General features: G+C 74.6%; 19 protein-coding genes. 8 read left to right on the top strand and 11 right to left on the bottom strand.

The window, feature by feature from the left end:
• Position 1 precedes the first annotated feature (1 nt).
• Positions 2–1,648, top strand: a complete 1,647-nt coding sequence (locus tag ACLQ2W_RS09530; RefSeq protein WP_425786469.1) for an alpha-amylase family glycosyl hydrolase — start codon at positions 2–4, stop codon at positions 1,646–1,648.
• 59 nt (positions 1,649–1,707) lie between these two features.
• Here the strand turns inward: ACLQ2W_RS09530 and ACLQ2W_RS09535 are convergent, their stop codons facing one another.
• The 3 genes from ACLQ2W_RS09535 to xylA form a co-directional block, all read right to left on the bottom strand.
• Positions 1,708–3,156, bottom strand: coding sequence for an MFS transporter (locus ACLQ2W_RS09535; protein WP_425786116.1), 1,449 nt, complete (start codon positions 3,154–3,156; stop codon positions 1,708–1,710).
• A gap of 106 nt (positions 3,157–3,262) precedes the next feature.
• Positions 3,263–4,753, bottom strand: coding sequence for a xylulokinase (locus ACLQ2W_RS09540; protein ID WP_425786117.1), 1,491 nt, complete (start codon positions 4,751–4,753; stop codon positions 3,263–3,265).
• 11 nt (positions 4,754–4,764) lie between these two features.
• A complete protein-coding gene (xylA, locus tag ACLQ2W_RS09545) occupies positions 4,765–5,952 on the bottom strand; it encodes a xylose isomerase (protein WP_425786118.1) in 1,188 nt (395 codons plus the stop codon).
• Positions 5,953–6,003: 51 nt separating this feature from the next.
• Between xylA and ACLQ2W_RS09550 the strand changes: the two genes are divergently transcribed.
• From ACLQ2W_RS09550 to ACLQ2W_RS09560, 3 genes are all read left to right on the top strand, one after another.
• Entirely contained in the window at positions 6,004–7,269 is a 1,266-nt protein-coding gene (locus ACLQ2W_RS09550) for an ROK family protein (RefSeq protein WP_425786119.1), read from the top strand.
• A 173-nt stretch (positions 7,270–7,442) separates the two neighbouring features.
• Positions 7,443–9,110: a SpoIIE family protein phosphatase gene (locus tag ACLQ2W_RS09555; protein WP_425786120.1), complete on the top strand. Its 1,668-nt coding sequence runs from the start codon at positions 7,443–7,445 to the stop codon at positions 9,108–9,110.
• Positions 9,107–10,102 (top strand): cobalamin B12-binding domain-containing protein, encoded by a 996-nt coding sequence (locus ACLQ2W_RS09560; protein WP_425786121.1) that lies wholly within the window; start codon positions 9,107–9,109, stop codon positions 10,100–10,102. Before ACLQ2W_RS09555 ends, ACLQ2W_RS09560 begins: the two co-directional genes overlap by 4 nt.
• 65 nt (positions 10,103–10,167) lie before the next feature.
• Here ACLQ2W_RS09560 and ACLQ2W_RS09565 read toward each other — a convergent pair whose 3' ends face one another.
• Positions 10,168–10,746 carry a MarR family winged helix-turn-helix transcriptional regulator gene (locus ACLQ2W_RS09565; RefSeq protein WP_281937501.1) on the bottom strand — a complete coding sequence of 193 codons (579 nt, stop codon included), beginning with the start codon at positions 10,744–10,746 and terminating at the stop codon, positions 10,168–10,170.
• 95 nt (positions 10,747–10,841) lie between these two features.
• Between ACLQ2W_RS09565 and ACLQ2W_RS09570 the strand changes: the two genes are divergently transcribed.
• On the top strand, positions 10,842–11,975 hold the full coding sequence (locus ACLQ2W_RS09570) for a PP2C family protein-serine/threonine phosphatase (RefSeq protein WP_425786122.1): 1,134 nt from the start codon (positions 10,842–10,844) through the stop codon (positions 11,973–11,975).
• Here ACLQ2W_RS09570 and ACLQ2W_RS09575 read toward each other — a convergent pair.
• The 7 genes from ACLQ2W_RS09575 to ACLQ2W_RS09605 form a co-directional block, all read right to left on the bottom strand.
• On the bottom strand, positions 11,969–13,450 hold the full coding sequence (locus ACLQ2W_RS09575; protein ID WP_281937505.1) for a sugar transferase: 1,482 nt from the start codon (positions 13,448–13,450) through the stop codon (positions 11,969–11,971). The two genes, ACLQ2W_RS09570 and ACLQ2W_RS09575, sit on opposite strands and share 7 nt — an antisense overlap.
• A 213-nt stretch (positions 13,451–13,663) precedes the next feature.
• Entirely contained in the window at positions 13,664–15,418 is a 1,755-nt protein-coding gene (locus ACLQ2W_RS09580; protein WP_405090945.1) for a VWA domain-containing protein, read from the bottom strand.
• A gap of 177 nt (positions 15,419–15,595) precedes the next feature.
• The gene (locus ACLQ2W_RS09585) at positions 15,596–16,630 is read right to left on the bottom strand and encodes a lactonase family protein (protein ID WP_425786123.1); all 1,035 of its coding nucleotides are present in this window, start codon (positions 16,628–16,630) and stop codon (positions 15,596–15,598) included.
• 97 nt (positions 16,631–16,727) lie between these two features.
• Positions 16,728–17,330: a GTP-binding protein gene (locus ACLQ2W_RS09590; RefSeq protein ID WP_405090947.1), complete on the bottom strand. Its 603-nt coding sequence runs from the start codon at positions 17,328–17,330 to the stop codon at positions 16,728–16,730.
• On the bottom strand, positions 17,311–17,700 hold the full coding sequence (locus ACLQ2W_RS09595; protein WP_281937511.1) for a DUF742 domain-containing protein: 390 nt from the start codon (positions 17,698–17,700) through the stop codon (positions 17,311–17,313). Before ACLQ2W_RS09595 ends, ACLQ2W_RS09590 begins: the two co-directional genes overlap by 20 nt.
• Positions 17,690–18,112, bottom strand: a complete 423-nt coding sequence (locus ACLQ2W_RS09600; RefSeq protein WP_425786124.1) for a roadblock/LC7 domain-containing protein — start codon at positions 18,110–18,112, stop codon at positions 17,690–17,692. The genes ACLQ2W_RS09595 and ACLQ2W_RS09600 overlap by 11 nt, the downstream gene beginning before the upstream one ends.
• The gene (locus ACLQ2W_RS09605; protein WP_425786125.1) at positions 18,112–20,481 is read right to left on the bottom strand and encodes a nitrate- and nitrite sensing domain-containing protein; all 2,370 of its coding nucleotides are present in this window, start codon (positions 20,479–20,481) and stop codon (positions 18,112–18,114) included. Before ACLQ2W_RS09605 ends, ACLQ2W_RS09600 begins: the two co-directional genes overlap by 1 nt.
• Before the next feature lie 302 nt (positions 20,482–20,783).
• Here ACLQ2W_RS09605 and ACLQ2W_RS09610 point away from each other — a divergent pair, with 302 nt between their 5' ends.
• The 3 genes from ACLQ2W_RS09610 (at position 20,784) to ACLQ2W_RS09620 (ending at position 24,422) form a co-directional block, all read left to right on the top strand.
• Positions 20,784–21,389, top strand: coding sequence for a hypothetical protein (locus ACLQ2W_RS09610; protein WP_425786126.1), 606 nt, complete (start codon positions 20,784–20,786; stop codon positions 21,387–21,389).
• Positions 21,390–21,401: 12 nt separating this feature from the next.
• A complete protein-coding gene (locus ACLQ2W_RS09615; RefSeq protein WP_425786127.1) occupies positions 21,402–22,625 on the top strand; it encodes a hypothetical protein in 1,224 nt (407 codons plus the stop codon).
• Between the two features lie 141 nt (positions 22,626–22,766).
• On the top strand, positions 22,767–24,422 hold the full coding sequence (locus ACLQ2W_RS09620) for a sodium:solute symporter family protein (protein ID WP_425786128.1): 1,656 nt from the start codon (positions 22,767–22,769) through the stop codon (positions 24,420–24,422).
• The last annotated feature ends 4 nt before the right edge of the window (positions 24,423–24,426 follow it).

The following is a 24,426-nucleotide window of genomic DNA, read 5'->3' on the forward strand; positions in this document are numbered from 1 at the left end:
GCTGAACACCGACGCGACGCAGCAGGCCCCGGCCACCGGCTGGTGGACCGAGGCAGTCATCTACCAGGTCTACCCGCGCTCGTTCGCGGACTCCGACGGTGACGGCATCGGCGACCTCCCGGGCATCACCGCCCGCCTCGACCATCTCGCCGAACTGGGGGTCGACGCGGTCTGGCTGTCCCCGTTCTATCCGTCCCCGCAGGCCGACGCCGGCTACGACGTGGCCGACTACCGGGACGTCGACCCGCTCTTCGGCACGCTCGCCGACGCCGACCAGATGATCGCCGAGGCGAAGGCCCGCCGCCTGCGGGTGATCGTCGACCTGGTGCCCAACCACACCTCGTCCGCGCACCGCTGGTTCACCGCCGCGGTGGCCGCCGCGCCGGGCAGCCCGGAACGGCAGCGGTACGTCATCCGGGACGGCAAGGGGCCGGACGGCGCCGAGCCGCCGAACGACTGGGAGAGCGTCTTCGGCGGGCCGGCCTGGACCCGACTGCCCGACGGGCAGTGGTACCTCCACCTGTTCGACCCCGGCCAGCCGGACCTCAACTGGGACAACCCGGAGGTCCGCGAGGAGTTCCTCGGCGTGCTGCGCTTCTGGCTGGACCGCGGCGTCGACGGGTTCCGGGTGGACGTGGCGCACGGGCTGATCAAGCAGGCCGACCTGGCCGACTGGCAGGAGCCGCAGGAGATCCTCTCCGGCAACGAGGCGGACAAGCCCCGGCCGCCGATGTGGGACCAGGACGGCGTGCACGAGGTGTACCGGGAGTGGCGACGGTTGCTCGACTCGTACGCCGGGGAGCGGGTCCTGGTCGCCGAAGCCTGGGTGGAGCCGGCCGAGCGGCTGGCCCGCTACGTCCGGCCGGACGAGATGCACCAGGCGTTCAACTTCGAGTACCTGATGGCCGCCTGGACCGCACCCGCCCAGTACGCGGTGATCACCCGCTCGCTGGAGGCCACCGACGCGGTCGGCGCGCCCACCACCTGGGTGCTGTCCAACCACGACGTGGTCCGGCACGCCTCCCGGCTCGGGCTGACCACCGGCGGCGGCCGGATGAACGGCATCGGCGTCGACGACCCGCAGCCGGACGTGGCGCTGGGCCTGCGCCGAGCCCGGGCGGCCAGCCTGCTGATGCTGGCGCTGCCCGGCTCGGCCTACCTCTACCAGGGCGAGGAGCTGGGGTTGCCGGAGCACACCACGCTGCCCGACGAGGCCCGGCAGGACCCGACCTGGGCGCGCAGCGGGCACACCCAGCGCGGCCGGGACGGCTGCCGGGTGCCGATCCCGTGGGAGGCCGACGCCCCGTCGTACGGCTTCGGCCCGACCGACGCGAGCTGGCTGCCCCAGCCGCCGATCTGGGCCGAGTACGCGCTGGACCGCCAGCGCGGGGTGCCCGGCTCGACGTACGAGCTGTACCGGACGGCGCTGCGCCTGCGCCGGGAGCACGGACTGGCCCGGGGCCCGATGCGCTTCCTCTCCTCCGCAGACGAGGTGCTCACCTTCACCAACGGCGACCTCACCGTGCTGACCAACTTCGGCCCCGAGCCGGCCCCGCTGCCCGACGGCGCAACAGTGCTGGCCGCCAGCGCCCCCCTGACCGACGCGTCGTCGGTCCCCACCGACGTCACCGTCTGGCTGGCGGCGTAAGGAGGGGCCCCCGGTTAACGCCTCCGGTATAGGCAGGGCCCCCTCTTAACACCCACCTGTTAAGAGGGGGCCCCTCCTTCGCGGGGGTCGAGGCCTTCGAGACGGTCGGCGCGGGCGTGCAGCAGGGCGTGCACCTGCGCGATGTCGCGGGGGGACGTCCGGGCCGCCAGCCAGTACATGATCCCGGTCGGGACGAAGAAGAGCTGGAACGCGGCCAGCCCGACCGCGTAGTTCAACGGCGGCGGGAACGCCACCCGCAGCGCGGCGAACGCCACCCCGACCAGCCCGTTGCCCGCCGCCCTACCGACGCCGTTGACCAGGTTGCCGAGGCTGTAGACCGTGCCCCGGTGCTCGGGCGGGTTGACGTCGGCGATCAGCGCGAACCAGTTGGGCGAGTTGGCCGAGGTGAGCGCCAGCGCCACCACGGCGGTGAGCAGGCTCAGCCCGATCGTCGGCTCGGTCAGCACGCTGGACAGCACCGCCGCCACCACCGCGCCGGAGCTGCCGCCGTCCGGCACGTCGATGCGCAGCGGCACGAAGAACAGGACCAGGTAGAACGGCACGGCCGCGAGGACGCCCACGGCCGCGACCCGGGCCCGACCGCTCGGGGTACGCCGTTGCAGCGCGTCGCCGACCAGCCCACCCACGATGGAGAGCACGCCGCCGAGCTGGAACAGGGTGGCGAAGACGCTGCCCACCACCACCGCGGTGGCCGCCGAGTAGCCCTGTGCCTCGGCCCGCTGGCTGAACAGCACCGGCAGCCAGACCAACGAGCCGAACGCGGCCTGCGCGGTGAGCCCCTGGAGGATCAGCCAGCGGTTGGTCCGCCGGGCCAGGATCCGGGGCAGGTCGGCGTGGCTGATCCGGTAGTCGTACTCGCCCCCGGCGTCCAACACCTCGGCCAGCTCCGGCTCGCTCTGCCCGCGCCGGATGTCGTAGGTGAACAGGTACGCCATGGTGGCGGCCAGGCCGACGCCGGTCAGCAGCAGGAACGGTCGCCGCCAGTCGGTCGCGCCGAGCAGCCCGCCGACCAGCGTGCCGGCCAGCGTGCCGACGCCCTGGGACAGGCCCCAGAAGCTCATCACCAGCCCGCGGCGGCGCGGCGAGATCAGGTCGGTGACCACGGAGAAGCCCACCGAGCCGACCGCGCCCAGCCCGACCGCGGCGACGAGCTGGGCGACCAGGAACGTCGAGTAGTGCCCGGCCAGCGCGCTGCCGCCGGTGCCGGCCGCCCAGATCAGCGTGCCGACCATGAGCAGTGGCTTGCGGTTGGTGCGGTCCCCGACGTACGCCCAGCCCACCGCCGCCACGGCGCTGACCAGGAAGCTGACGGCGGTGACCAGGCCGAGCAGCCGCTGCGGTACGCCGAGCGCGCCGGAGATCGGCCCGTACAGCGGTGGCACCAGGCCGATCGCCACGTTGTCAAGCGAGGCGAGCACGACGAAGACCACGACGCTGTAGAACCGGTGCGCCGCGTTCCCGCGTCGGGAGACCCTCGTGCCGCTCATCCCGGCAGCCAACCAGGCTCACGTCCCCCGCGCAGCACGACCCCCCGGCGCTTGTTGTTAAGCGGGGGCCCCGCCTCTACCGAATGCGTTAAGAGGGGGCCCCTCCTTACCCCCGGGCGTGGGTGTAGTGGGTGCGGATGGTGGGGACGGGGGTGGCGGTGTACTCCTCGGTGTCGCCGATGGACCAGGTGGGCGGGGCGGCGCCGCCCAGCGCCACCCAGGCGGCCTGTCGGGCCGCGCCGTCCGCGACGTACTCGCCCGGCGGCGGGACCACCACCGGGCGGCCGAAGACCTGCGGCGCGATCCGCCGGACCGCGGCGGAACGGGCGCCGCCGCCGACCAGGATGATCCGGTCCGCGCGGGCGCCCTGCGCGAGCAGCGCGTCGAGGCCGTCGGCCAGCCCGCACAGCAGCCCCTCGACGGCGGCCCGGGCCAGGTGCGCCGGGGTCGAGGTGCCGAGCGTGAGGCCGTGCAGGCTGCCGGTGGCGTGCGGCCGGTCCGGGGTCCGCTCCCCCTCCAGGTACGGCACCAGCACCAGCCCGTCCGCGCCGGCCGGGGCGGACAGCGCCAGCTCGCCGAGCGTGTCCAGGTCGACGCCGAGCAGCGTCGCGGCGGCGTCCAGCACCCGGGCCGCGTTCAGCGTGGCGACCAGTGGCAGGAACCGCCCGGTGGCGTCCGCGAAGCCGGCCACCGCGCCGCTCGGGTCGGCGGCCGGGGCGTCGGCGACCGCGAAGACGGTGCCGGAGGTGCCGATCGAGACGATCACGTCGCCGGGACCGGCGCCGACGCCGAGGGCTGCCGCGGCGTTATCCCCGGTGCCCGGGCCGAGCAGCACCGGCCCGGCGCCGCCGGACGGACCGACCGCGCCGGCTGCCTCGCCGCCGGACGAGCGCGCGGCACCGGACAGGCCCGCGGCCGGACCGCCGTCGAGCGCCGTCGGGTCGAGGTGCCCGGCCGCCTCGGCCGGACCGAGCACCACCGGCACCCGAATCCGCCGGCCGAACGCCTGCTCCAGCAAGTCGAGCCGGTATTCGCCGGTACGCGGTGACCAGTAGCCGGTGCCGCTGGCGTCGCCCCGGTCGGTGCGTAGCGCGTCCAGCCCGGGCGCACCGGCCAGTTTCCAGGTCAGCCAGTCGTGGGGCAGGCAGACCGCGGCCACCCGGTCGGCGTTCGCCGGCTCGTGCCGGGCCAGCCAGCGCAGCTTGGTGGCGGTGAAGCTGGCCACCGGCACCGCGCCGGTGGCGTCGGCCCAGAACCGGCGGCCGGTCTCCCCGCCGCCGGCCTCCTCGACCAGTTCCCGGGCGGCGTCGGCGGACCGGGTGTCGTTCCACAGCAGCGCCGGCCGGACCACCTCGCCCGACTCGTCCAGGCAGACCATGCCGTGCTGCTGGCCGCCGACCGAGACGGCGGCCACGTCGGCCAGCCCGCCGGCCTCCGCGACCGCGGCGCGCAGCGCGTCCCACCAGGCGTACGGGTCGACCTCGGTGCCGGCCGGGTGCGGCGCGCGGCCCTGCCGGACCAGCGCGCCGGTCTCCGCGTCCCGGACCACCACCTTGCAGGACTGGGTCGACGAGTCGACCCCGGCGACGAGCGGCATGGCGGCCCGCCTCAGCGCGCGCCGAGCAGGTGCTCGACGGCGAGCTGGTTGAGCCGGACGAAGCCGAAGCCCTTCGCGCCGGCGGCCTCCGGGTCGAACTCCTCGAACGCGGTCCGGTCGGCGAGCAGCTCGGCGTAGCCCTCACCCGGGTTCAGCGTCGGCGTGGACAGCTCGGCCACCCGGCTGGCGGCGAGCGCCTCGGCCACCTCGGGGTCGGCGCGGAACGCCTTGGCCCGCTCCTTGAGCAGCAGGTACGTGCTCATGTTCGCGGCGGCCGACGCCCACACACCGGCGATGTCCTCGGTCCGGGAGGGCTTGTAGTCGAAGTGCCGCGGGCCGTCGTACGCGGGGCCGCCGTCCGGGCCGCCGTGCTCCAGCAGGTCGACCAGGGCGAACGCGTTGAGCAGGTCGCCGTGGCCGAAGACCAGGTCCTGGTCGTACTTGATGCCGCGCTGGCCGTTGAGGTCGATGTGGAACAGCTTGCCCTGCCAGAGCGCCTGGGCGATGCCGTGGGCGAAGTTGAGCCCGGCCATCTGCTCGTGGCCGACCTCCGGGTTGAGCCCGACCATCTCCGGGCGGGCCAGGGTGGAGATGAACGCGATCGCGTGGCCGACGGTGGGCAGCAGGATGTCGCCGCGCGGCTCGTTCGGCTTCGGCTCGATGGCGAAGCGCAGGTCGTAGCCCTGGTCGACGACGTACTGGCAGAGCAGGTCGACGGCCTCGCGGTAGCGGTCCAGCGCGGCGCCGATGTTCTTGGACAGGTCGTACTCGGCGCCTTCCCGGCCGCCCCACATGACGAACGTCTTCGCGCCCAGCTCGGCGGCGAGGTCGACGTTGCGCAGCACCTTGCGCAGCGCGTACCGGCGCACGTCGCGGTCGTTGCTGGTGAAGCCGCCGTCCTTGAACACCGGGTGGGTGAAGAGGTTGGTGGTGACCATCGGCACGACCAGGCCGGTCTCGTCGAGCGCCTTGCGGAACCGGCTCAGCCGGGCGTCCCGGGTGGCCGCGTCCGCGCCGAACGGGACCAGGTCGTCGTCGTGGAACGTGATCCCGTACGCGCCCAGCTCGGCGAGGCGGTGCACCGCCTCGACGGCGTCGAGCTCGGGACGGGTGGCCTCGCCGAACGGGTCGCGGGCGGTCCAGCCCACGGTCCAGAGGCCGAAGGAGAACTTGTCCGCGGGGGTGGGACGGGGTGCCATGGGGACCTCCGGTGGTGGTGTCGTCCGCGATTTGTTCAGCGGTTGAATTAAATGGCGGGGATGTGGCAGTGTCAAGTGGTGACCAGCGCCAGCACCGCCGGAGCGGTCCGGCAGGGCAGCCTGCGCGAGTTGAACCTCGCGGTCGTGCTCGGGCGGATCGCCGCCGCCGACCGGCCCCCGTCGCGGGCCGGGCTCGCCGCCGGGACCGGGCTGACCCGGGCCACCGTCTCCGCCGTCGTCGACGACCTGATCGCCGGGCGACTGGTCGCCGAGGCGGAGCCGGCCCCGCGGACCGGGGCGGGCCGGCCGGCGCGCGGCCTGGTGCTCGCCGCGGACGGTCCGGCCGGGTTGGGGCTGGAGGTGAACGTCGACTACCTGGCGGCCTGCGTGGTCGACCTGAGCGGCACGGTCCGCCACCACCTGGTCCGTCGCGCCGACCTGCGGCCGGTCTCCCCCGCCGACGCGCTCGACCGGCTCACCGCGCTGGCCGCCGAGGCGCACGCCGCCGCCGTACGCGACGGGTTGACGCTGGCCGGCGCGACGCTGGCCGTGCCCGGCCTGGTGGGCGACGGCGGCCTGGTCCGGTTGGCCCCGAACCTCGGCTGGCGGGACGTGGACGTGCCGGCGCTGCTCGCCGGACGTCCGCTCGTCGAGCCGGTCGACGGTGTCCCGCCGCTGGTGGTGGAGAACGAGGCCAACCTGGCGGCGCTGGGCGAGCTGTACGCCGGGCCGGCCGGCCCGCGCAGCTTCCTGCACATCACCGGCGAGATCGGCATCGGTGCCGGGATCGTGCTGGACGGCGCGCTCTACCGGGGCGCGCGCGGCTGGAGCGGAGAGATCGGTCACTTCCCGGTCCAGCCGCAGGGGCGGCCCTGCCGGTGCGGTGGCCAGGGCTGCCTGGAGCGGTACGCCGGCCAGGAGGCCATCCTCGCCGCCGCCGGGCTGCCCGGCGCGGAGCTGCCCGCCGACACCGCCGCCACCCGGCTCGCCGACCTGGCCGGGGCCGGGGACCGGGCCACGCTGGCCGCGCTGGCCGACGCCGGGGTGGCGCTGGGGGTGGCGGTGGCGGGCGTGGTGAACCTGCTGGACCTGGACACCGTGGTGCTCGGCGGCGGATACGCCCCGCTCGCGCCGTGGCTGTGCCCGCCGGTGGTGGCGGAGGTCTCCCGACGGGTGCTCACCGCCGCCTGGTCACCGGTCACGGTACGGCCCGCCGCGCTCGGCGCCCAGTCGGCCGCGGTCGGCGGCGCCACCTCGGTGGTACGCCGCATCGTCGACCGCCCGGTCGGCTGGCTCGCCCGCGCCGCCACCGGTTAGGCGGGGGCCCCGCTTATGCAGAATGCGTTAAGCGGGGCCCCCGCCTTGCATTCCTCGACGGGCATTCGTCGCTCCCGCTCGGTACGCTTGCCGTCAGGCAACCTGTTCACGAGCGAGGAGTGCACCGACAGCATGCACACGGGTCGTCCGGCCGAAGCGCCCGGCCAGCGGCGGTGACCGCCGCGCGCCGGGGCGGTGTCGCCGGGCCGGTCAGCGGCGGCGGACAGGGCTGGCGGAAACGGCCCCGGCGGGTGGCCGGGGTCGCGCTGCCGGCTGACGACCGGCTCGCCCGCGAGCTGCTGGACGGGCTGGCCGAGGCCGTCGTGACGGTCGACCCGGCCGGCGTGGTGACCCTGGTGAACGCCATGGCGGCGGAGCTTCTCCCCGAGCTGACGCCGGGCGTCGTCCTGGCCGGCTGCCGGGTGTCCGCGCTGGCCGAGGCGGCCCGCGACGGCGCCGACACGTTCGAGGCCGAGCACCTCGGCCGGCGACTGCGCGGCCTGCGGCGCGGGCTGGCCGGGGAGCGTGGCGCCTGGTATGTGCGGGACGTCACCGAGGAGCACGCGCGTACCGACGCGCTGCTCACCGAACGGTCCCGGACCGCGTTCCTGGCCCAGGCCGGCAGCCGGCTCGGGCTCTCCCTGCACCGGGAGCAGACGCTGCGCGCCGCCGTCGCCCTGCCGGTGCCCTACCTGGCCGACGTCGCCGTGGTGGTGCACCGACCGCCGCCGCCGGCCGAGGACGAGCCGCACTGGATCCGGTACGCCACCGGCGGCTCCGGGCCGACCACCGGCGTGATCGGCTGGCGGACCGTGGAGTCCGTCCCCGGCCTGGTCGAGGCGCTCGACGGCGACCTCACCGCGCCCAGCCCCTGGCTCGACGCCGAGCTGGCCGACCTGGCCGAGGTGCTCCCCGCCGACTTCGGCCGGCCGGGCACCGTGCTGATCAGCCCGATGCCCAGCGCCGGCGGGCCGGCCGGGGCGCTGGTCCTGGCCCGCCGCCCCGACCGGGCCGGCTTCGACCAGCGGGAGATCGCGCTGGCCCGGGAGTTCGCCGGCCGGGCCGGCGCCGCGCTGGCCGCCGCCGAGCTGTACGGCGAGCAGACCCACCTGGCCCGGGTGCTGCAGAACAGCCTGCTCCCGCCGGAGCTGCCCCGCCTGGCCGGGATGACGCTGGCCGGTGGCTACCGTGCCGCCGGGGACAGCCTGCGCATCGGCGGCGACTTCTACGACCTGTTCCCCACCGGCGACGGCGGTCTGTTCGCGCTCGGCGACGTCTGTGGCAAGGGCGTCGGCGCGGCCGTGCTGACCGGGCGGGTACGCCAGTCGTTGCAGACCCTGCGCCTGGTCGAGCAGCGCCCCCGGGAGCTGATGGAGTTGCTCAACCGCGCGCTGCTGGACGCGCCGGGCGCGGCCGCGCGGGCCCAGTTCACCACGCTCCTGCTCGGCACGCTGAGCCGGCAGCCCGACGGCGGGCTGCTGGTCCGGATGGCCGGCGGCGGGCACCCGGCGCCGCTGGTGGTCCGCGCCGGTGGTGGCATCGACGCGGTCCGGGTGGGCGGCATGCCGGTCGGCGCGCTGACCGCGGCCCGGTTCGCCGAGGTCGAGGTGCGGCTGGCCCCCGGTGACCTGCTGCTGGCGTACACCGACGGGGTCACCGAGGCCCGGGGCGGTCCCACCGAGCCGGCCATGTTCGGCGAAGACCGGTTGCGGCAGGCGCTCGCCTCCGGGGCCGGGCTGCCACCGGCCGCGCTCGTCGACCGGGTGCTCCAACTCGTGGACGAGTGGCTCGACGGGCAGCCGCACGACGACATCGCCATGTTGGCCGTGGCCGCCGCGTGAGCCCGTCCTGCCGGATCGGGCCGGCGACGCTCGCCGCGTATCTCGACCACCTGGACCGGGCCGACCGGGTCGGCGCCGTGGCGCTCGCCCGCGACCTGGTGTCCGGCGGCTGTTCGGTGGCGGACGTCCTGGTCGACCTGGTCGCGGTGGCGCAGCGGGAGATCGGCCGGCGGTGGCTCACCGGCTCGTGGAGCGTCGCCCAGGAGCATGCCGCCACCCACGTCAGTGAGCTGGTGGTGGACGCGCTCGGCGCGAGCGTCGGCGCGCCGCGCCACGGCCTCGTGGTGGTGGCCTGCGTGGAGGGCGAGTGGCACGCGCTGGCCGCCCGGATCGTCAGCGAGGTGGTCCGGGCGGCCGGCTGGCGGGTGACGTTCCTGGGGGCCAGTGTGCCGGCCCGGCACCTGGTCTCCTACCTGCACCAGACCGGCCCGGAGGCGGTGCTGCTCAGTTGCGTGCAGCCGAACCGGCTGGTGCGGGCGGCGCGGATGGTGGAGGCCAGTCGGGCCGCCGGGGTGCCGGTGCTGGCCGGCGGGCCCGGTTTCGGCCCCGAGGGCCGGTGGGCGACGGCGATCGGCGCGGCGGCGTGGGGCGCCAGCGCGCGGGACGCGGTGCGGTTGCTGGCCGGGCCGCTGCCCGCCGGCACGCACACCGGCCCGCCGCCGCCCCCGAAGGACGACGCGTACGTGGCGGTGCTGCACCGCCGGCGCGAGCTGGTCCGGCTCGCGCTGGGCGCGGTGGATCCGCCGCAGGAGAGCGTCGAGGATGTCGCCTCCGGCATCGCGCACCTGGTCGACGCGCTGGTGGCGACGGTACGGGTGGACGACGACAGCCTGTTGCGGGATTTCGTCAGGTGGCAGGAGGAGGCGCTCACCGTCCGCGGTGGCCGCCGCCTGCTGGACGACGTGCTCGCCACGCTGGAGGGGGCGCTGACCGAGTATCCCCGGGTGGCCGCGCGGCTGCGGACGGCGCGGGCCGCGGTCTCGGCCGGCTGACCGGCGTGGCGGGCCCCCGCCGGCGCGGCCCGGCGCCGGTGTCGACGGACGGCCGGGCCGTGGTGTCAGGCGGTGCGGACCGCCGAGGGGCCGTCGGGCGGGACCGGCTCGACGGGCCCGCGGGGCGCGCCCGGTCGACCGGGCGCCGGCGGCGCGCCCAGACCCACCAGCGGGTCGCCGATCCGCTCCCCGGAGGGGCGCAGCACCGGCCAGTCCTCGGCCACTGTCGCCTCGTCGCGGCGACCGACCTCGTCGAACTCCCGCATCCCGCGCAGCAGCGCCACCCGGCCCTCGGCGCTCATCCCGGCCAGGATCCGCGCCAGCCGGCGCCGCCGGTCGGCGCGCAGCTCGGCCAGGAGCCGGTTGGCCGCCGGGGTGAGGTGCAGCGAGATCTCCCGGCGGTCGTAGCGGCCCGGCTCCCGCTCCAGCATGCCGGCCGCCACCAGCCGGTCGCAGAGCCGGCTGGCGGAGGAGAGCAGCATGTCCGTCAGCGAGGCGAGCCGGCGGAGGTTGATCCCGTCGTACTGCTCGACGACCATCACCGCGCGCAACTGGGCGCTGGAGAGGCGGCTCGTGGTCCGCTCCCGGGCCGCCTCCCAGACGGAGAGCAGGGTGCCCGCCGCCTCGTCCAGGGCGGCGGACATACTCGCTTCGGGTCCCACGGGACCGGGCTCCTCGGTCATGGTGGGCCCGAGACTACCCCGCGGCCCAGCCCGGCGACCTGTGCAAAGGAGCAAAGATGAGCGAAGCGGAGGCGCGCGCCCGCCGAAACGTGACGGACGCGCCGACTGATCTCATCGTGGCGCGTCTCGCCGACGAGCTGCGGCGGACGTACGGGATCACCCGGACCGAGCTGTACCAGGTCGACTACCGGCTCGCCGAGCTGCTGCCGCTGGGCGGCGGCGAGGCGCTGACCGGCCCCGGCCACCCGGCCTGGTACGCGTTCGACCACCAGGAGCCGGTGTTCGCCGACGGGACCGGCTGGTTCCCGGTGGGGATGCGGGGCGAACGACGCGGCGTGCTCCGGGTCTCGCCGGTGCCCGCCGACCCGGCCGCCCGCCGCGAGCTGGACACCGTCGCCACCGTGCTCGGGCACGAGGTGGCCGCCGTCACCTCGACCACCGACATCTACCTGAGCGCCCGGCGCAGCCGGCGGCTCACGCTGGCCGCCGAGATGCAGTGGGAGCTGCTGCCCGGTCGCAGCCGCATCCGCCCGTCGTTCAGCCTGGCCGGCCAGTTGGAGCCGGCGTACGCGGTGCGCGGCGACAGCTTCGACTGGTCCGACGACGGCCACCGGCTCTGGCTCGCGGTGCTCAACGGCTTCGGCGAGGGGGTGGCCGCGGCGTTGCTCACCTCGCTGGCCACCTACGCGCTGCGCAACGCGCGCCGCGCCGGGCTGACCCTGGCCGACCAGGCCGCGCTGGCCGACCAGGCGGTCTACGCGCAGTACCGGGGCGAGCAGCACCTCTCCGTGCTCCTGATGGAGCTGGACCTGGCCACCGGGGCGCTGGTCGCGGTGGACGCCGGCTCCCCGCACCTGATCCGGCTGCGCGCCGGCGAGGTGACGTCCCAGGCGTTGGAGAAGCAGTTCCCGCTCGGCATGTTCGAGGGCACCGACTACCGCGAGCAGCGGTTCCACCTGGAGCGCGGGGACCGACTCTTCGTGGTCAGCGACGGCGTGATCGACGCCACCGCGGGCCAGGTCCGCTACGGCGAGTCGGCCCTGGACCGGTTCCTGCGCCGCACCAGCCCGATGGAGCCGCTGGACGCGGTCCGGTCACTCATCGGCGACCTGCGGGCCTTCGTCGCCGGTGACCTGGTGGACGACGCGGTGGTCGTCTGCCTGGACTGGCTGGGCCCGCAGGATCAGTAGGCGCCGCGGCTGCCCAGCACCGCGCCGAACGTCTTCCAGAGGATGGTCAGGTCGGCCGCGAGCGACCAGTTCTCCACGTAGTAGAGGTCGAGCCGGATGCCGTCCTCCCAGCTCAGGTCGGACCGGCCGCTGACCTGCCAGAGGCCGGTCATGCCGGGCTTGACCAGCAGCCGGCGTGCCACGTCGCCGTCGTAGCGGGCCACCTCGGAGGGCAGCGGCGGGCGCGGGCCGACCAGGCTCATGTGGCCGAGCAGCACGTTGGCGAGCTGGGGCAGCTCGTCCAGCGACCACCTGCGCAGCAGCCGGCCCGTCCGGGTCACCCGGGGGTCGTCGCGCATCTTGAACATCAGGCCGTCGGTCTCGTTGCGCGCGGCCAGCTCGGCGAGCAGGGCGTCCGCGTTGACCACCATGGTGCGGAACTTGAAGACGCCGAACTCCTCGCCGCCCTGCCCGACCCGGGTCTGGCGGAACAGCACCGGGCCCCGGCTGTCCAGCTTGATGGCGAGCGCGAGCACCCCCAGCAGCGGCGAGAGCAGGAGCAGGGCGATCAGCGAGAGCGACCGGTCCACGAATCCCTTGACCAGCTTGCGGGCGCCGCGGAACTCGGGCGCCTCGACGTGGATCAGCGGCAGGCCGGCCACCGGACGGGTGTGGATGCGCGGGCCGGCCACGTCGGTCAGCGCCGGGGCCACCACCAGGTCGACACCGGTGCCCTCCAACTGCCAGCCCAGGCGGCGCAGCCGGGTGGCGGTCAGCTCACCGGACGCGGTGACCGCGACCGTGTCCGCGCCGATCGCGGTGGCCGCCTCCGGGATGCCCCGGAAGGACCCGACCACCGGCACGTCACCCAGCCGCTGCGGCACCGGGGCGAGCAGCGCGTCCGGGATGCACGCGCCGACCACCTGGTAGCCGGCGTACGGTTCCCGGCGCAGCGTGTGCACCAGCTCCAGCACGTGCGCGGTGTCGCCGACCACGAGCACCTTGCGGGACCAGCCGGCGCCCCGGTCGCGGGCGCGGTGCAGTCGCTTGCGCGCCGCGAACCGGGCCACCTCCAGACCGATCGTGCCGACCGCGAAGGAGATGGCCAGGAAGCCCCGGGAGACCCCGACGTCGGCGATGTAGCCGGCGATGGCGATGCCGCCGGCCAGCCGCAGGCTCGCGGCGCTGACCCGGCGGTACTCGTCCGCGCCGTAGCCGAGGACCTGGTCGTCGTAGCAGCGCATGGCCTTCAGCGACACCAACCAGACCAGCAGGAGCACCGGGGCGACCACCACGTACGGGATCTCGGACCCGGTGGGTTGTTCGTCACCGAACCGGGCGAGGTAGCCGGCCAGGATGGCCACGGCCAGCACGGCGGTGTCGAGCACCACCAGGACCCTGATGTAGGCCCGCTCCGCGGCTCGCGTCGTCGCACCGGGTCGATCACCCCCGGGACGCGACGTCCTGGCAGGTGTCAACAACGTCGCCGAGGTCACCGGTCCTCCCCACTTAACTCAGGACCGCCCCGTCCCCGCCCGGCCCCGGTTGGAGGGCCTGCGGTCGAGGCACCCGGACATCATGCCAGGACAATTATGGTTACCGATTGATTCGGACACATTACCGTCAGTTCACTTCCCAGGTCTTGACCCGGGAAGCCTTCCGCCGCACCGGATCGCCGGCACGGCGGAAGATTATCGCTGAGTGCGGGATCAGCGCGGCGCGGGTGGCCGCAACGCGATCGCCTGGAGGAAGATTTCGCCGATCTTGCTCGGGTCGGTGGTCACGAACGCGCCGCCGCCGGTGACGTCCGTGATGGACTTCAGCTCGGCCCGGTTCACCTCGTTGCCGATGCCGATGATGATCACCTGGACCGGCTGCTCGTCGTCCCGGAGCTTCTTGAGCTGATCCAGCAGCGCCTTCTGCGAGATGCCGTTGTCGTCCTCGTTCTTGCCGTCGGTGAAGAGCACGATCGAGTTGACCTTGCCGGGCTCCCAGTCCTGCTGGACCTTCTTGTACGCCGCGAGCATGGTGTCGTACAGGCCGGTGTCGCCGCTGGAGGGCCGGATGGAGGCCAACCCGCGCTGCAACTCGCCCCGGTTGCCGGACAGCGGCCGGATGCCGACCAGCTCGTTCCAGTCCTGCGAACCCTTCAGGTTGGTGGAGAAGGTCCACAGGCCGATCGACCAGGAGTCGTCGAAGAGCCCCAGCCCCTGACCGGCGGCGGCCACCGTGACCTGCTCCCGGCTGGCGCCGTTGGCGGTGGCCACCGGCTTCTTCATCGAACCGGAGACGTCGACGACACAGAGCATCCGACCGGACTGGGTGGCCACCGACCAGGTGGTGGTGGCCGTCGAGATGGCGACCGGGTCCAGGTCGGCCGCGCCGCCCTGACCGGACGGCGGGACCTGCTTCTCCCCACCGTTGGACGGGCTCGGGGCGCCCGTCGGGGCCTGGAAGCCCCGACCCCAGTTGCCGTCCGGCGCGCGCAGCGCCTGCGCGGCGAGCCGGTCCTTGAAGTCGGCGGAGCGCAGCGCCTCGAAGAGCACCCGGGCGGCCGACGCCTTGCTCGGCTCGATGCCGGGCAGCACCGCGAACGGGAAGTCCAGCGGGATCGGCGGCGGGTCGAGGTAGAGCGCGGCGAGCTTGATCGGCGGCTTCGTGTTGTTGTAGGCGATCACGTCCTCCTCGGACAGCGCCGCCGCGCCCAGCCCGTTGGCGATGGCCGTCGGGTCGGACGAACGCGGGAACCGCGCGAGCAGGTCCTGCCGCAGCGAGGAGCGGTTGGTGGCCAGCGCGCGCAGCGCCCCGACCATCGCCTCCTGCGCCTTCGGAGAGCCGGCCTCACCGGTGGAGCTGGCCGCCGCGGTCAGCGAGAGCAGGCCGGACAGACCGGCCGCGTCCTGGGTCGGCTCGACGATCCCGGCCCGTAGCGGCTTGCTGGCGGTCACCTGCTGGAGCAGCTCGGACCAGCGGAACTCCTTGTCCGGCCAGCCGATCCGGGTGGCCACCGGCTCGGGCAGCGCGACCACCACCGGGCTGCGCGCGATCGAGGCGCCGTTGGCCGGGGCGAAGGCGCTCGCGCCGCCGGCCTTGAGCCGGACCAGCCAGGTCGAGGAGTCGGGCACCCAGACGTCGGGGGTGACCGCGGTGCCGCTGGCCTGCCCGACGCCGGCCAGCGTGGCGCCGTGCTTGCCCGCCACGGCGGCGGCCACGTCGACCGGCTCGGCCGAGGCGACGGTCACCGCGATGCAGGTGCCGCCGACCGCCGCGCCGTTGGCCACCCACTCGTCGGCGGCCCCCTGCACCGCCGGGGCGATCTCCGGGGCCGCCGACACCGACAGCTCGATCCGGCCCGAGCAGTTCGGGCCGGCCAGCTGCTGGTAACCGAACCAGGAACCGGCTACGACAGCGACGAGCGCGGTCGCCGCTGCGGCGGCGCCTGCTCCTCGGAGGTTGTGACGCATGCGATGGCGGCCAGACACGGTGACCATCTTGCGTATCTCGTGGGGTTACTGCCACAACCGTTCGGACGAAAGTTACGCAGGAGAAACAGTTGATCACTAAATCGGCACACTGAGTTAGGAATCAGTGACCGAGGCAGCCACCGTCCACTGCGGATCGCGCGCTGCGTGACTGCTCCGTCACACCAGAACGCAGGTCGGACTCGCCATCGGCACCGGCTCCCCGACCGGCTCCGGCACCCCGCTGCCCGGGTCCACCCGGAAGACCCGCACCAGGTCGGCCCGCTCGTCGGCGACGTACAGGTGCGATCCGGCCAGCGCGAAGTGCCGGGGCCAGCCACCGCCGGCGTCGACCTCGGCCACCAGCTCCGGCGTCTCGCCCGCCAGCGCGAAGACCGCCACCGTGCCGACGCCGCGGTTGCTGACGTAGAGGAAGTTGCCGTCCGGCCCGACCGCCACCCCGGCCGGCTGCACGTGCCCGGTCCGGCCGCTGGCGTCGACCCGGACCCGCTGGCGCAGCCCGTCCGGCGTCAGGTCGTACCCGGTGACCGTGGCGTCCAGCTCACCGACCAGCCAGCAGCGCCGCCCGTCCGGATGCCGGGCCAGATGCCGCGGCCCGGTGCCGGCCGGCGTCCGCAGCCGCGGGCCCCGGGGCACCAGCCGCCCCGAGGCGGCGTCGAGGTCGTACCGGTAGACCGAGTCGGTGCCCAGGTCGACGGCGAGCAGCGGCCCGCCGGCCGGGTCGGGCGAGACCATGTGGCAGTGCGCCGCCTTCTGCCGCTCCGGATCGGCGCCGTGCCCCTCGTGCCGCACCAGGTCGGTGCGCTCCCCCGGCACGCCGTCGGCGTCCAGCGGGAACACCGCCAGGCTGCCGCCGCCGTAGTTCGCCACGAACACGTGCCGCCCGTCCGGCGCGATCGCGAGGTGGCACGGCTCGGCCCCGCCGGTCGGGCGTACGCCCAGCGCGGTGAGCCCGCCGTCCGGGGCCACCCGGAAGGCGCTCAGCCCGCCCTCGGGAAGCTCGTTGACGGCGTACAGCACCGGCTGCCCGGGGTGCCGGGCCAGGAACGACGGCGACGGGGTGACCGCCACGGTGCCGAGCGGGGTCAGCGCCCCGGTCGTCGGGTCACGCCGGGCCGCGACGATCCCCTCGGCCCGCCCGTCCGACTCCGCCGTGTAGCCCCCGATGTGGACGACCTCGTGCTGCCCCGCCACCGCTTCCCACCTTCCGTCGGTCCTGCTGCGATCCAACCAGGCTTCCCGGGCGGTCGCCCGGTCAGTCGTCGAACGCCGCCCCGACCGGCGGGCGGGCTCAGCCCACCGGGACCGGCTCGCCGCGCTGCCGGGCCACGTGCTCGACCAGTGTGATCAACACCAGCTTGCCGGACTGCCGGTCCCGGGCGTCGCAGAGCACCAGCGGAACGTCCGGGTCGAGGTCCAACGCGTCGCGGACCGCCTCCAGGCCGAACCGCCGGGAGCCGTCGAAACAGTTGACCCCCACCACGAACGGGATGCCCCGCTGCTCGAAGTAGTCGATCGAGGGGAAGCAGTCGGCCAGCCGGCGGGTGTCGGCCAGCACCACCGCGCCCAGCGCGCCGAACGCCAACTCGTCCCAGAGGAACCAGAAGCGGTCCTGGCCCGGGGTGCCGAACAGGTAGACCTGGAGGTCGTCGTTGATGGTGATCCGGCCGAAGTCCATCGCCACCGTGGTGGTCGACTTCTGCTCCACCCCGGAGACGTCGTCGGTGCCCAGACCGGCCCCGGTCAGCACCTCCTCGGTCTGCAACGGGCGGACCTCGCTCAACGCGCTCACCAGCGTCGTCTTGCCGGCGCCGAAGCCACCCGCGATGAGGATCTTCAGGGCCAGCGGCACCCGCGACGCGGCCGAATCCGGGTCAAAGCGCACGGAGTCCATTGACCACCGCCTTGAGGATGTTGTCGTCGGGCAGGTACGCGGTGGCCGGTGGCCGGTGCACCGCGACGAACCCATGGGCGAGGAGGTCGCCGAGCAGCACCCGGACCACGCCCACGGCGAGGTCCAGGTCGGCGGCGAGGTCGGCCACGGCCTTCGGCCGCCGGGCCAGCTCGACCAGGCGGCGGTGCTCCGGCTGGAGACCGGGCACCCCGGCCGGCTCGGCCGCGGACGTGGTCAGCACGAACGCCAGCAGGTCGAACCCGTCGACCGGCGGGCGCACCCGGCCGCCGGTGAGCGTGTACGGACGGACCACCGGGCCGGCGTCGGCGTCGAGCCACTCGTGCTGCGGGCCGGGCCACTCAGCTCGCATCGGAGGGCTCCCCCGGGACCCGGGCCGGCGCGGCCAGGTTCTCCCCGACGCGGATCACCAGCATCGCCATCTCGTACGCCACCAGGCCGATGTCGGCGTCCGCGTCGCTGGCCACGGCCAGGCAGGCGCCCTGCCCGGCGGCCGTGACGAACAGGTACGCCGACTCCATCTCCACCACCGTCTGCCGGACCGCGCCGCCGCCCAGGTGCCGGGTGGCCCCCTTGGCCAGCCCGGAGAAGCCGGAGGCCAGCGCGCAGAGGTGCTCCGCGTCGGTGCGGTCCTGGTCGGTGGAGGCGCCGAGCAGCAGCCCGTCCGCCGAGAGCACCACCGCCCGGCTGGCGGCCGGCACCCGCTCCACCAGGTCGTCGAGCAGCCAGTCGAGATCGGCGTTCTGCCGCGTCGTGTGCACCACTAGGCGTCCCTCTCAGTCGCGGTTCGTTGGTCCGACGCCGGCGGGGAGGGCTCCGGGGCCGGCTCCGGCGCGGTGGCCGGCGTACCGGGGTCCGCCGGCACGTCGGTGGGCGGGTCGGGAACGGCGCCCCGGATCCGCGCGACCGTCGGGTTGCCGGTGGCGCGCGTGCCGTCCCGGCGTCCGCGCGCGGTGCCGGCCTGCAACGCGGACATGGTGCGGCGGGCCTCCTCCGGCGGGCGGCTCGCCGGGGTGTCGGTGACCACCGCGCGGGGTCGCGCCGGGCCGCGCCGGCGCACCCGCCGGGGCAGGCCGTCGCCGTCGGCGGGCGGTTCCACGGTCGAGGCCCGGGCGGCCGGCAACGGGATGACGGTGGACTCGGGACGCTCCCGGCCCGGTCGGGTGGGCCGCCCGCGGGGCACCGTGGTCAGCCGGCTCACCTTCGCCATCCGGCGCCGCTCCGGGCCGGCGGTGGCGTCCGGGCCGACCGGTGGCTCGTCGGTGATCAGATCCGACGGGACGAGGACCGCCGCGATCGTCCCGGCCGGCCGGCCCCGCCGCAGCTCCACCCGGACGCCGTGCCGCGCGGCCAACCGGGCCACCACGAACAGGCCCAGCCGGGCGCTGTCGGTCGGGTCGAACTCGGGCGGGGCGGCCAGCTTGCGGTTGGCGGTGGCCATGGCCGGCGGTGACATGCCGAGCCCTCGATCGGTGATCTCGATGGTGTAGCCGCCCGGCACGGTCCGGCCGGTGACGTCCACCCGGGTGCCCGGCGGGGAGAACGCGGTCGCGTTCTCGATCAGCTCGGCGAGCAGGTGGATCACGTCGCCGACGGCCCGGCCGAGCACCCCGGCCGGCTGCACCTCGCCCACGTCGACCCGGTCGTACGCCTCGACCTCGGAGATCGCCCCGCGCATCACGTCCACCGCGGCGACCGGCCGACGCCAACCCCGGCCGGGCGCGGCCCCGGCCAGGATGACCAGGTCCTCGGCGTGCCGGCGGAGCCGGGTGGCGAGGTGGTCGACCTGGAACAGCCCGGCCAGCTCGTCCGGGTCCTCGGTGCGCCGTTCCAGCCGGTCCAGCAGCGCCAACTGCCGGTGCACCAGGCCCTGGCTGCGCCGGGCGAGGTTGAGGATGACCTCGTTGAAGCCGCGGCGCAGCGTGACCTCGTCGGCCGCGGCCCGGACGGCGGTCCGGCGTACCTCGTTGAAGGCGCGCGCCACCTGGCCGATCTCGTCCCCGCCGTGGTCCAGCTCCGGGGCCTCGCGGTCGACGTCGACCTCCTCGCCCCGGCGCAGCCGGGCGACCACGTCGGGCAGCCGCTGCTCGGCCACCTCGGTCGCGGCGGTGCGGACGCCGGTCAGCCGGCGCGCCAGCGACCGGCCGACCCGCAGCGCCACCAGCACGCAGACCACGATGGCGATCAGGCCGAGCACGCCGGCGGCGGCGAGCTGGACCAGGATGCGCACCGCGATCGGCACCGACCGTTCGGCGAGGCTGTCCGCGCCGCGCAGCTCGAAGTCCCGCAGGCCCTGCCAGACCTCCGCGTGGCCGGCCTCCCAGGCCCGGACGTCGAAGCCGGCGGGGAGGTCGTCGGCGCGGATCAGCGCGTCCTGGAGCGCGCGCAGCCGGAGGAACGCGACGCCCTCGGTGAGTCGTTGGTAGCCGGCCCGCTCGTCGGGCGGCAGGTCGGCGACCGCGTTCTCGGCCAGGAACCGCTGGTTCTCCACGGTGCGCACCAGTTGCTCGTGCTCACCGTCGGCGTACCGGCCGGCGGTGACGGCGCCGGCCAGCAGCGCGTCGGCCTGACCGAGCAGCTCACGGGAGCGGCCCAGCGCGGTGAGCGCCGACGCCTCCCGGTTGAGCCGCACGTCGGGCAGCATCGCCATGGCGGAGAACGCCTGGAACGCCGACCCGATCATCCCGCTGTAGAGCCCGACCGCGCCGGCCCGGTCGACCTTCCGGTCGTCGATGAAGACCCGTCCCGCGGGGAGCGCCTCCAGCGCCGAGCCCAGTTGGTCGAGGCGCGCGTCGAGCTGGTCGTCGGCCGCGTCGCGCAACGCCTCGCCGTCGATCCGGCGGCGCAGCTCGGCGACGGCCCGGTCGGTGCGGTCGCGTTGCGCGGCCAGCTCCGGCAGGACGCCGTCCCCGGCGAGCTGGACCACGGAGAGCCGCCGTTCCCGCTGCAACTCGGCCACCACGTTCTCGCCCGGCCGGCCCAGGTCGTACAGCAGGGTGCGGGTGGCGAGCAGGTCGAGCGCGGGCCCGAAGGCGAGCGTGGTGGCGAAGATCCACAGTGCCAGCAGCCCGGTCACCGGGCCGATGACCAGCGCGGTCAGCTTGGCGCGGATCGGCCAGTCGCGGGTGTTCAATCAGACCTCGCCCGGGAAGGTTCGCTGGGTGGCGCCGGCAGTGGCCGTCGGGTCGACGGCCACGACGCCGGGCCCCGGCCCGGACGCCTTGGGCAGGATACGTAATCCCCGACGGATGCACTACCGGCCGTCTCGCCGCTCACTACGGTCCGAGATGGTCTTGGCGGGCCCCGTCGGACCCCCGTCGCATGGCCGGACCGGCGGCCACGGACCCCGCGCCGGGCACCCGACCCGGGAAAGTGCCCCGGAACGGGATTGGCGATCACCCGGAGGAGGGAATACCAGCTGGCGAAGGAGGAGCCATGTCGCCCACGCAGGTAGTCGTCATAGTCATCGTCGTCGCCGTGGTCGCCGCGTTGGTCGCGTTCGCCGTGGTCGCGAACCGCCGACGGGCGCTGCGGCAGCGCTTCGGCCCGGAGTACGACCGGGTCGTCGCCGAGCAGGACAGCCGCGGCGCCGCCGAGCGGGAGCTGCGGGAGCGCGAGCGTCGGCACGCCGAGCTGGAGCTGACGCCGCTCACCCCGGAGTCCCGGGCCCGTTACGCCGCCGCCTGGGAGGACCTCCAGGTGCGTTTCGTGGACTCGCCGGCCGAAACCGTCGGCGACGCCGACGAGCTGGTCAGTCACCTGATCGCGGAGCGCGGATACCCCACCGGGGACTTCTCCGACCAGATCGCCCATCTCTCCGTCGAGCACGCCCGCACGCTCACCCACTACCGCGACGCCCACGAGATCCGGCAGCGCAACGAACGCGGCGAGGCCGGCACCGAGGATCTCCGCCAGGCGCTGGTGCACTACCGGGCCCTCTTCGCCGACCTGCTCGGCGCGGACCCGGTCGGCCAGCGGTCGCCGGAGCAGCGCCATCCCGATCCCGATCCCGACCCCGAGCACGACGCCACGAGCCGCTGAGGAGCCGCCGCCATGCGCCACGAAGAGCAGCAGGTCACGCCGGAGCACCCGGAGACCGTACGATCCGCGCCGGTGCCGGTCCCGCCGCCGGACGACCGCGCCCACGCCGACCGGTCGGGGACCGACCGCGCCGACCGGGCCGAGCTTCCGGAGGACGCGCTTGACGACCGGGGCACGTTCGACGACCCGGCCGTGACCGACGGGCCGGACGCCCGGCCCGACGAGACCCGGGCGTACGACGCCGACGAGTTGCGCGACGCGGCGGACCGGTCGGACGACGCCGAGGGGACGCGGGACGACGAGCGGCCCGCCTTCCACGAGCCGGCGCCGCTGCCGACGGCGTTCGGCGCGGCCACGGTGGGCGACGCGGTGGCCGCCTCGGCGCTGGCCGGCGGTCGTCCGCAGGACGAGCGGGACGCGCGTGGTGAGGACACCGCCGCGCCGGGCGACGGCGCGCCGGGCCGCACCGACCCGCTGGACGACGAGCGGGCCGACCCGACCGCCGGGGACCGGCTGCACGACCGGGACCGTTGGGCGGCCGGGCACGCCGACGCGGACCGGGACGCGGACGTCACCGACCGGGACGACGACACGGTGACCGCCGACGCGGACCGGCGCCACGACCGGGTGGCCGCCGACCGGGACTCCGACGACGCGGTGGCCGCCGGTGCGGTCGGCTACGGCAGCCCCGAGCCGGGGCTGGTCGACCCGGACGCCGTGCCGGTCGCGGCGGGCGCCGACGCCCACGGTTCCGGCCGGCACCACGACACCGTCGACCGGGACGCCGCCATCGCGGCGGGCACGGCGACCGGCGGCACGACGGCGGCCGGCGGCGCGGCGGGCGCGACCGTGACCGGCGGCGAGGTGGGCGCGGTGGCAGCCAGCGACGCGGCGGGCGTGACGCCGACCGGCGACGCGGCGGACGCGGCGGTGGCCGGGGCGGGCCGGGCCACGTCCGGCGCCGTGCCGGCGGACGCGGCCACGCTGTTCGACCCGGACGCGGCGCAGGGCTTCCGGGACCGCTGGCGCGACGTCCAGCTGCGTTTCGTGGACGACCCGAAGGCCGCGGTCGGCGAGGCGGAGTCGCTCGTCGAGGAGGCGATCGAGGCGCTGTCCACGGCGCTGCGGGAGCAGCGCACCCGGCTCGGCACCTGGCAGGAGTCCGGGGACACCGAGCAGCTCCGGGTGGCGGTGCGCGGCTACCGCGACTTCCTGGACCGCGTCCTGGGCCGCTGACGCCCCGCACTCGCGACGGAGCCCCGGCCGGTCACCCGGTCGGGGCTCCGTCGCGCACGGCGGATCGAACAGTAGGCATGAAACGTCGCGATCGGGGTACCTGCCGCCGCAGCACGCACCCACACGAGGGGAGCAACAGGCATGGGCAGCGGCCTACGGTTGAACATGAACGCCCTGGACTACCTGATCCTGGCGCTCTACTTCGTCACGGTGCTGGGGGTCGGCTTCGCCGCCCGTCGCGCCATCAAGACCAGCGTCGATTTCTTCCTGTCCGGGCGCTCGTTGCCCGCCTGGGTCACCGGTCTGGCGTTCGTCTCGGCGAACCTGGGCGCGCTGGAGATCATCGGCATGGCCGCCAACGGCGCCCAGTACGGCATCATGACGGTGCACTACTACTGGATCGGCGCGGTGCCGGCGATGGTCTTCCTCGGCATCGTGATGATGCCGTTCTACTACGGCTCGAAGGTCCGCAGCGTGCCGGAGTACCTGCGGCTGCGCTTCAACCGCCCCACCCACCTGCTCAACGCGATCAGCTTCGCGGTCGCCCAGGTGCTGATCGCCGGCGTCAACCTCTACGCGCTGGCGTTGATCATGCAGGCGCTGCTGGGCTGGCCGCTCTGGATCGCGATCGTGGTCGGCGCGGCGATCGTGCTGGCGTACATCACCGTCGGCGGGCTCTCCGGCGCGATCTACAACGAGGTGCTCCAGTTCTTCGTGATCATCGCCGGTCTGGTGCCGATCACGGTGATCGGTCTGGTCAAGGTCGGCGGCGTGAGCGGCCTGATGGGCGCGGTACGCGAGTCCAAGCTCGGCGAGGCCGGTCTGCACGCCTGGCAGGGCACCGGCAGCACCGACAACCCGCTCGGCGCGCACTGGTTGGGCATCGTCTTCGGCCTCGGCTTCGTGCTCTCCTTCGGCTACTGGACCACCAACTTCGCCGAGGTGCAGCGCGCCCTGTCGGCGCGGAACATGAGCGCCGCCCGGCGTACGCCGATCATCGGGGCGTACCCGAAGCTGCTCATCCCGCTGGTCACCGTGATTCCCGGCCTGATCGCCCTGATCACGGTCAAGGGACTGGGCGCCGACCAGGGCGACCTGGTCTACAACAACGCCATCCCGCTGCTCATGCGCGACCTGCTCCCCAACGGCGTGCTCGGCATCGCAGTCACCGGCCTGGTGGCGTCGTTCATGGCCGGCATGGCGGCCAACGTCAGCGGGTTCAACACCGTCTTCACGTACGACATCTGGCAGGCGTACTTCCGGCGGGACCGCCCGGACGAGTACTACGTGAAGGTGGGCCGGATCGCCACCGTGATCGCGGTGGTGGTGGGCATCGGCACCGCGTTCATCGCGGCCGGCTTCAGCAACATCATGAACTACATCCAGGCGCTGTTCTCGGTCTTCAACGCGCCGCTGTTCGGCACGTTCATCATCGGCATGTTCTGGCGGCGGATGAGCGCGCTGGCCGGCTTCTGGTCGCTGCTGTCCGGCACCGTGGTGGCGGTCGCGACGTACGTGCTCTACAAGACCGGCGTGATCAGCTTCAACTCGGACCTGGAGGAGAGCTTCTGGGGCGCCGGCCTGGCCTTCGTCACCGTCGCCGTGGTGGCCGCGATCATCACGCCGCTGACCCGGCCGAAGACGAGCGACGAGCTGACCGGCCTGGTGTACGGCCTCAGCGACACCACTCTCGCCGACGACTCGCTGGCCGGCGACGCGGCCTGGTACCGCTCCCCGGTGCTGCTCGGCGTCGTCGCCGTGGTACTCGCCGCCCTCTTCTACATCCCGGTCTTCTGAGGAA

The organism is Micromonospora sp. DT227, assembly GCF_049841835.1.
GTDB lineage: Bacteria > Actinomycetota > Actinomycetes > Mycobacteriales > Micromonosporaceae > Micromonospora.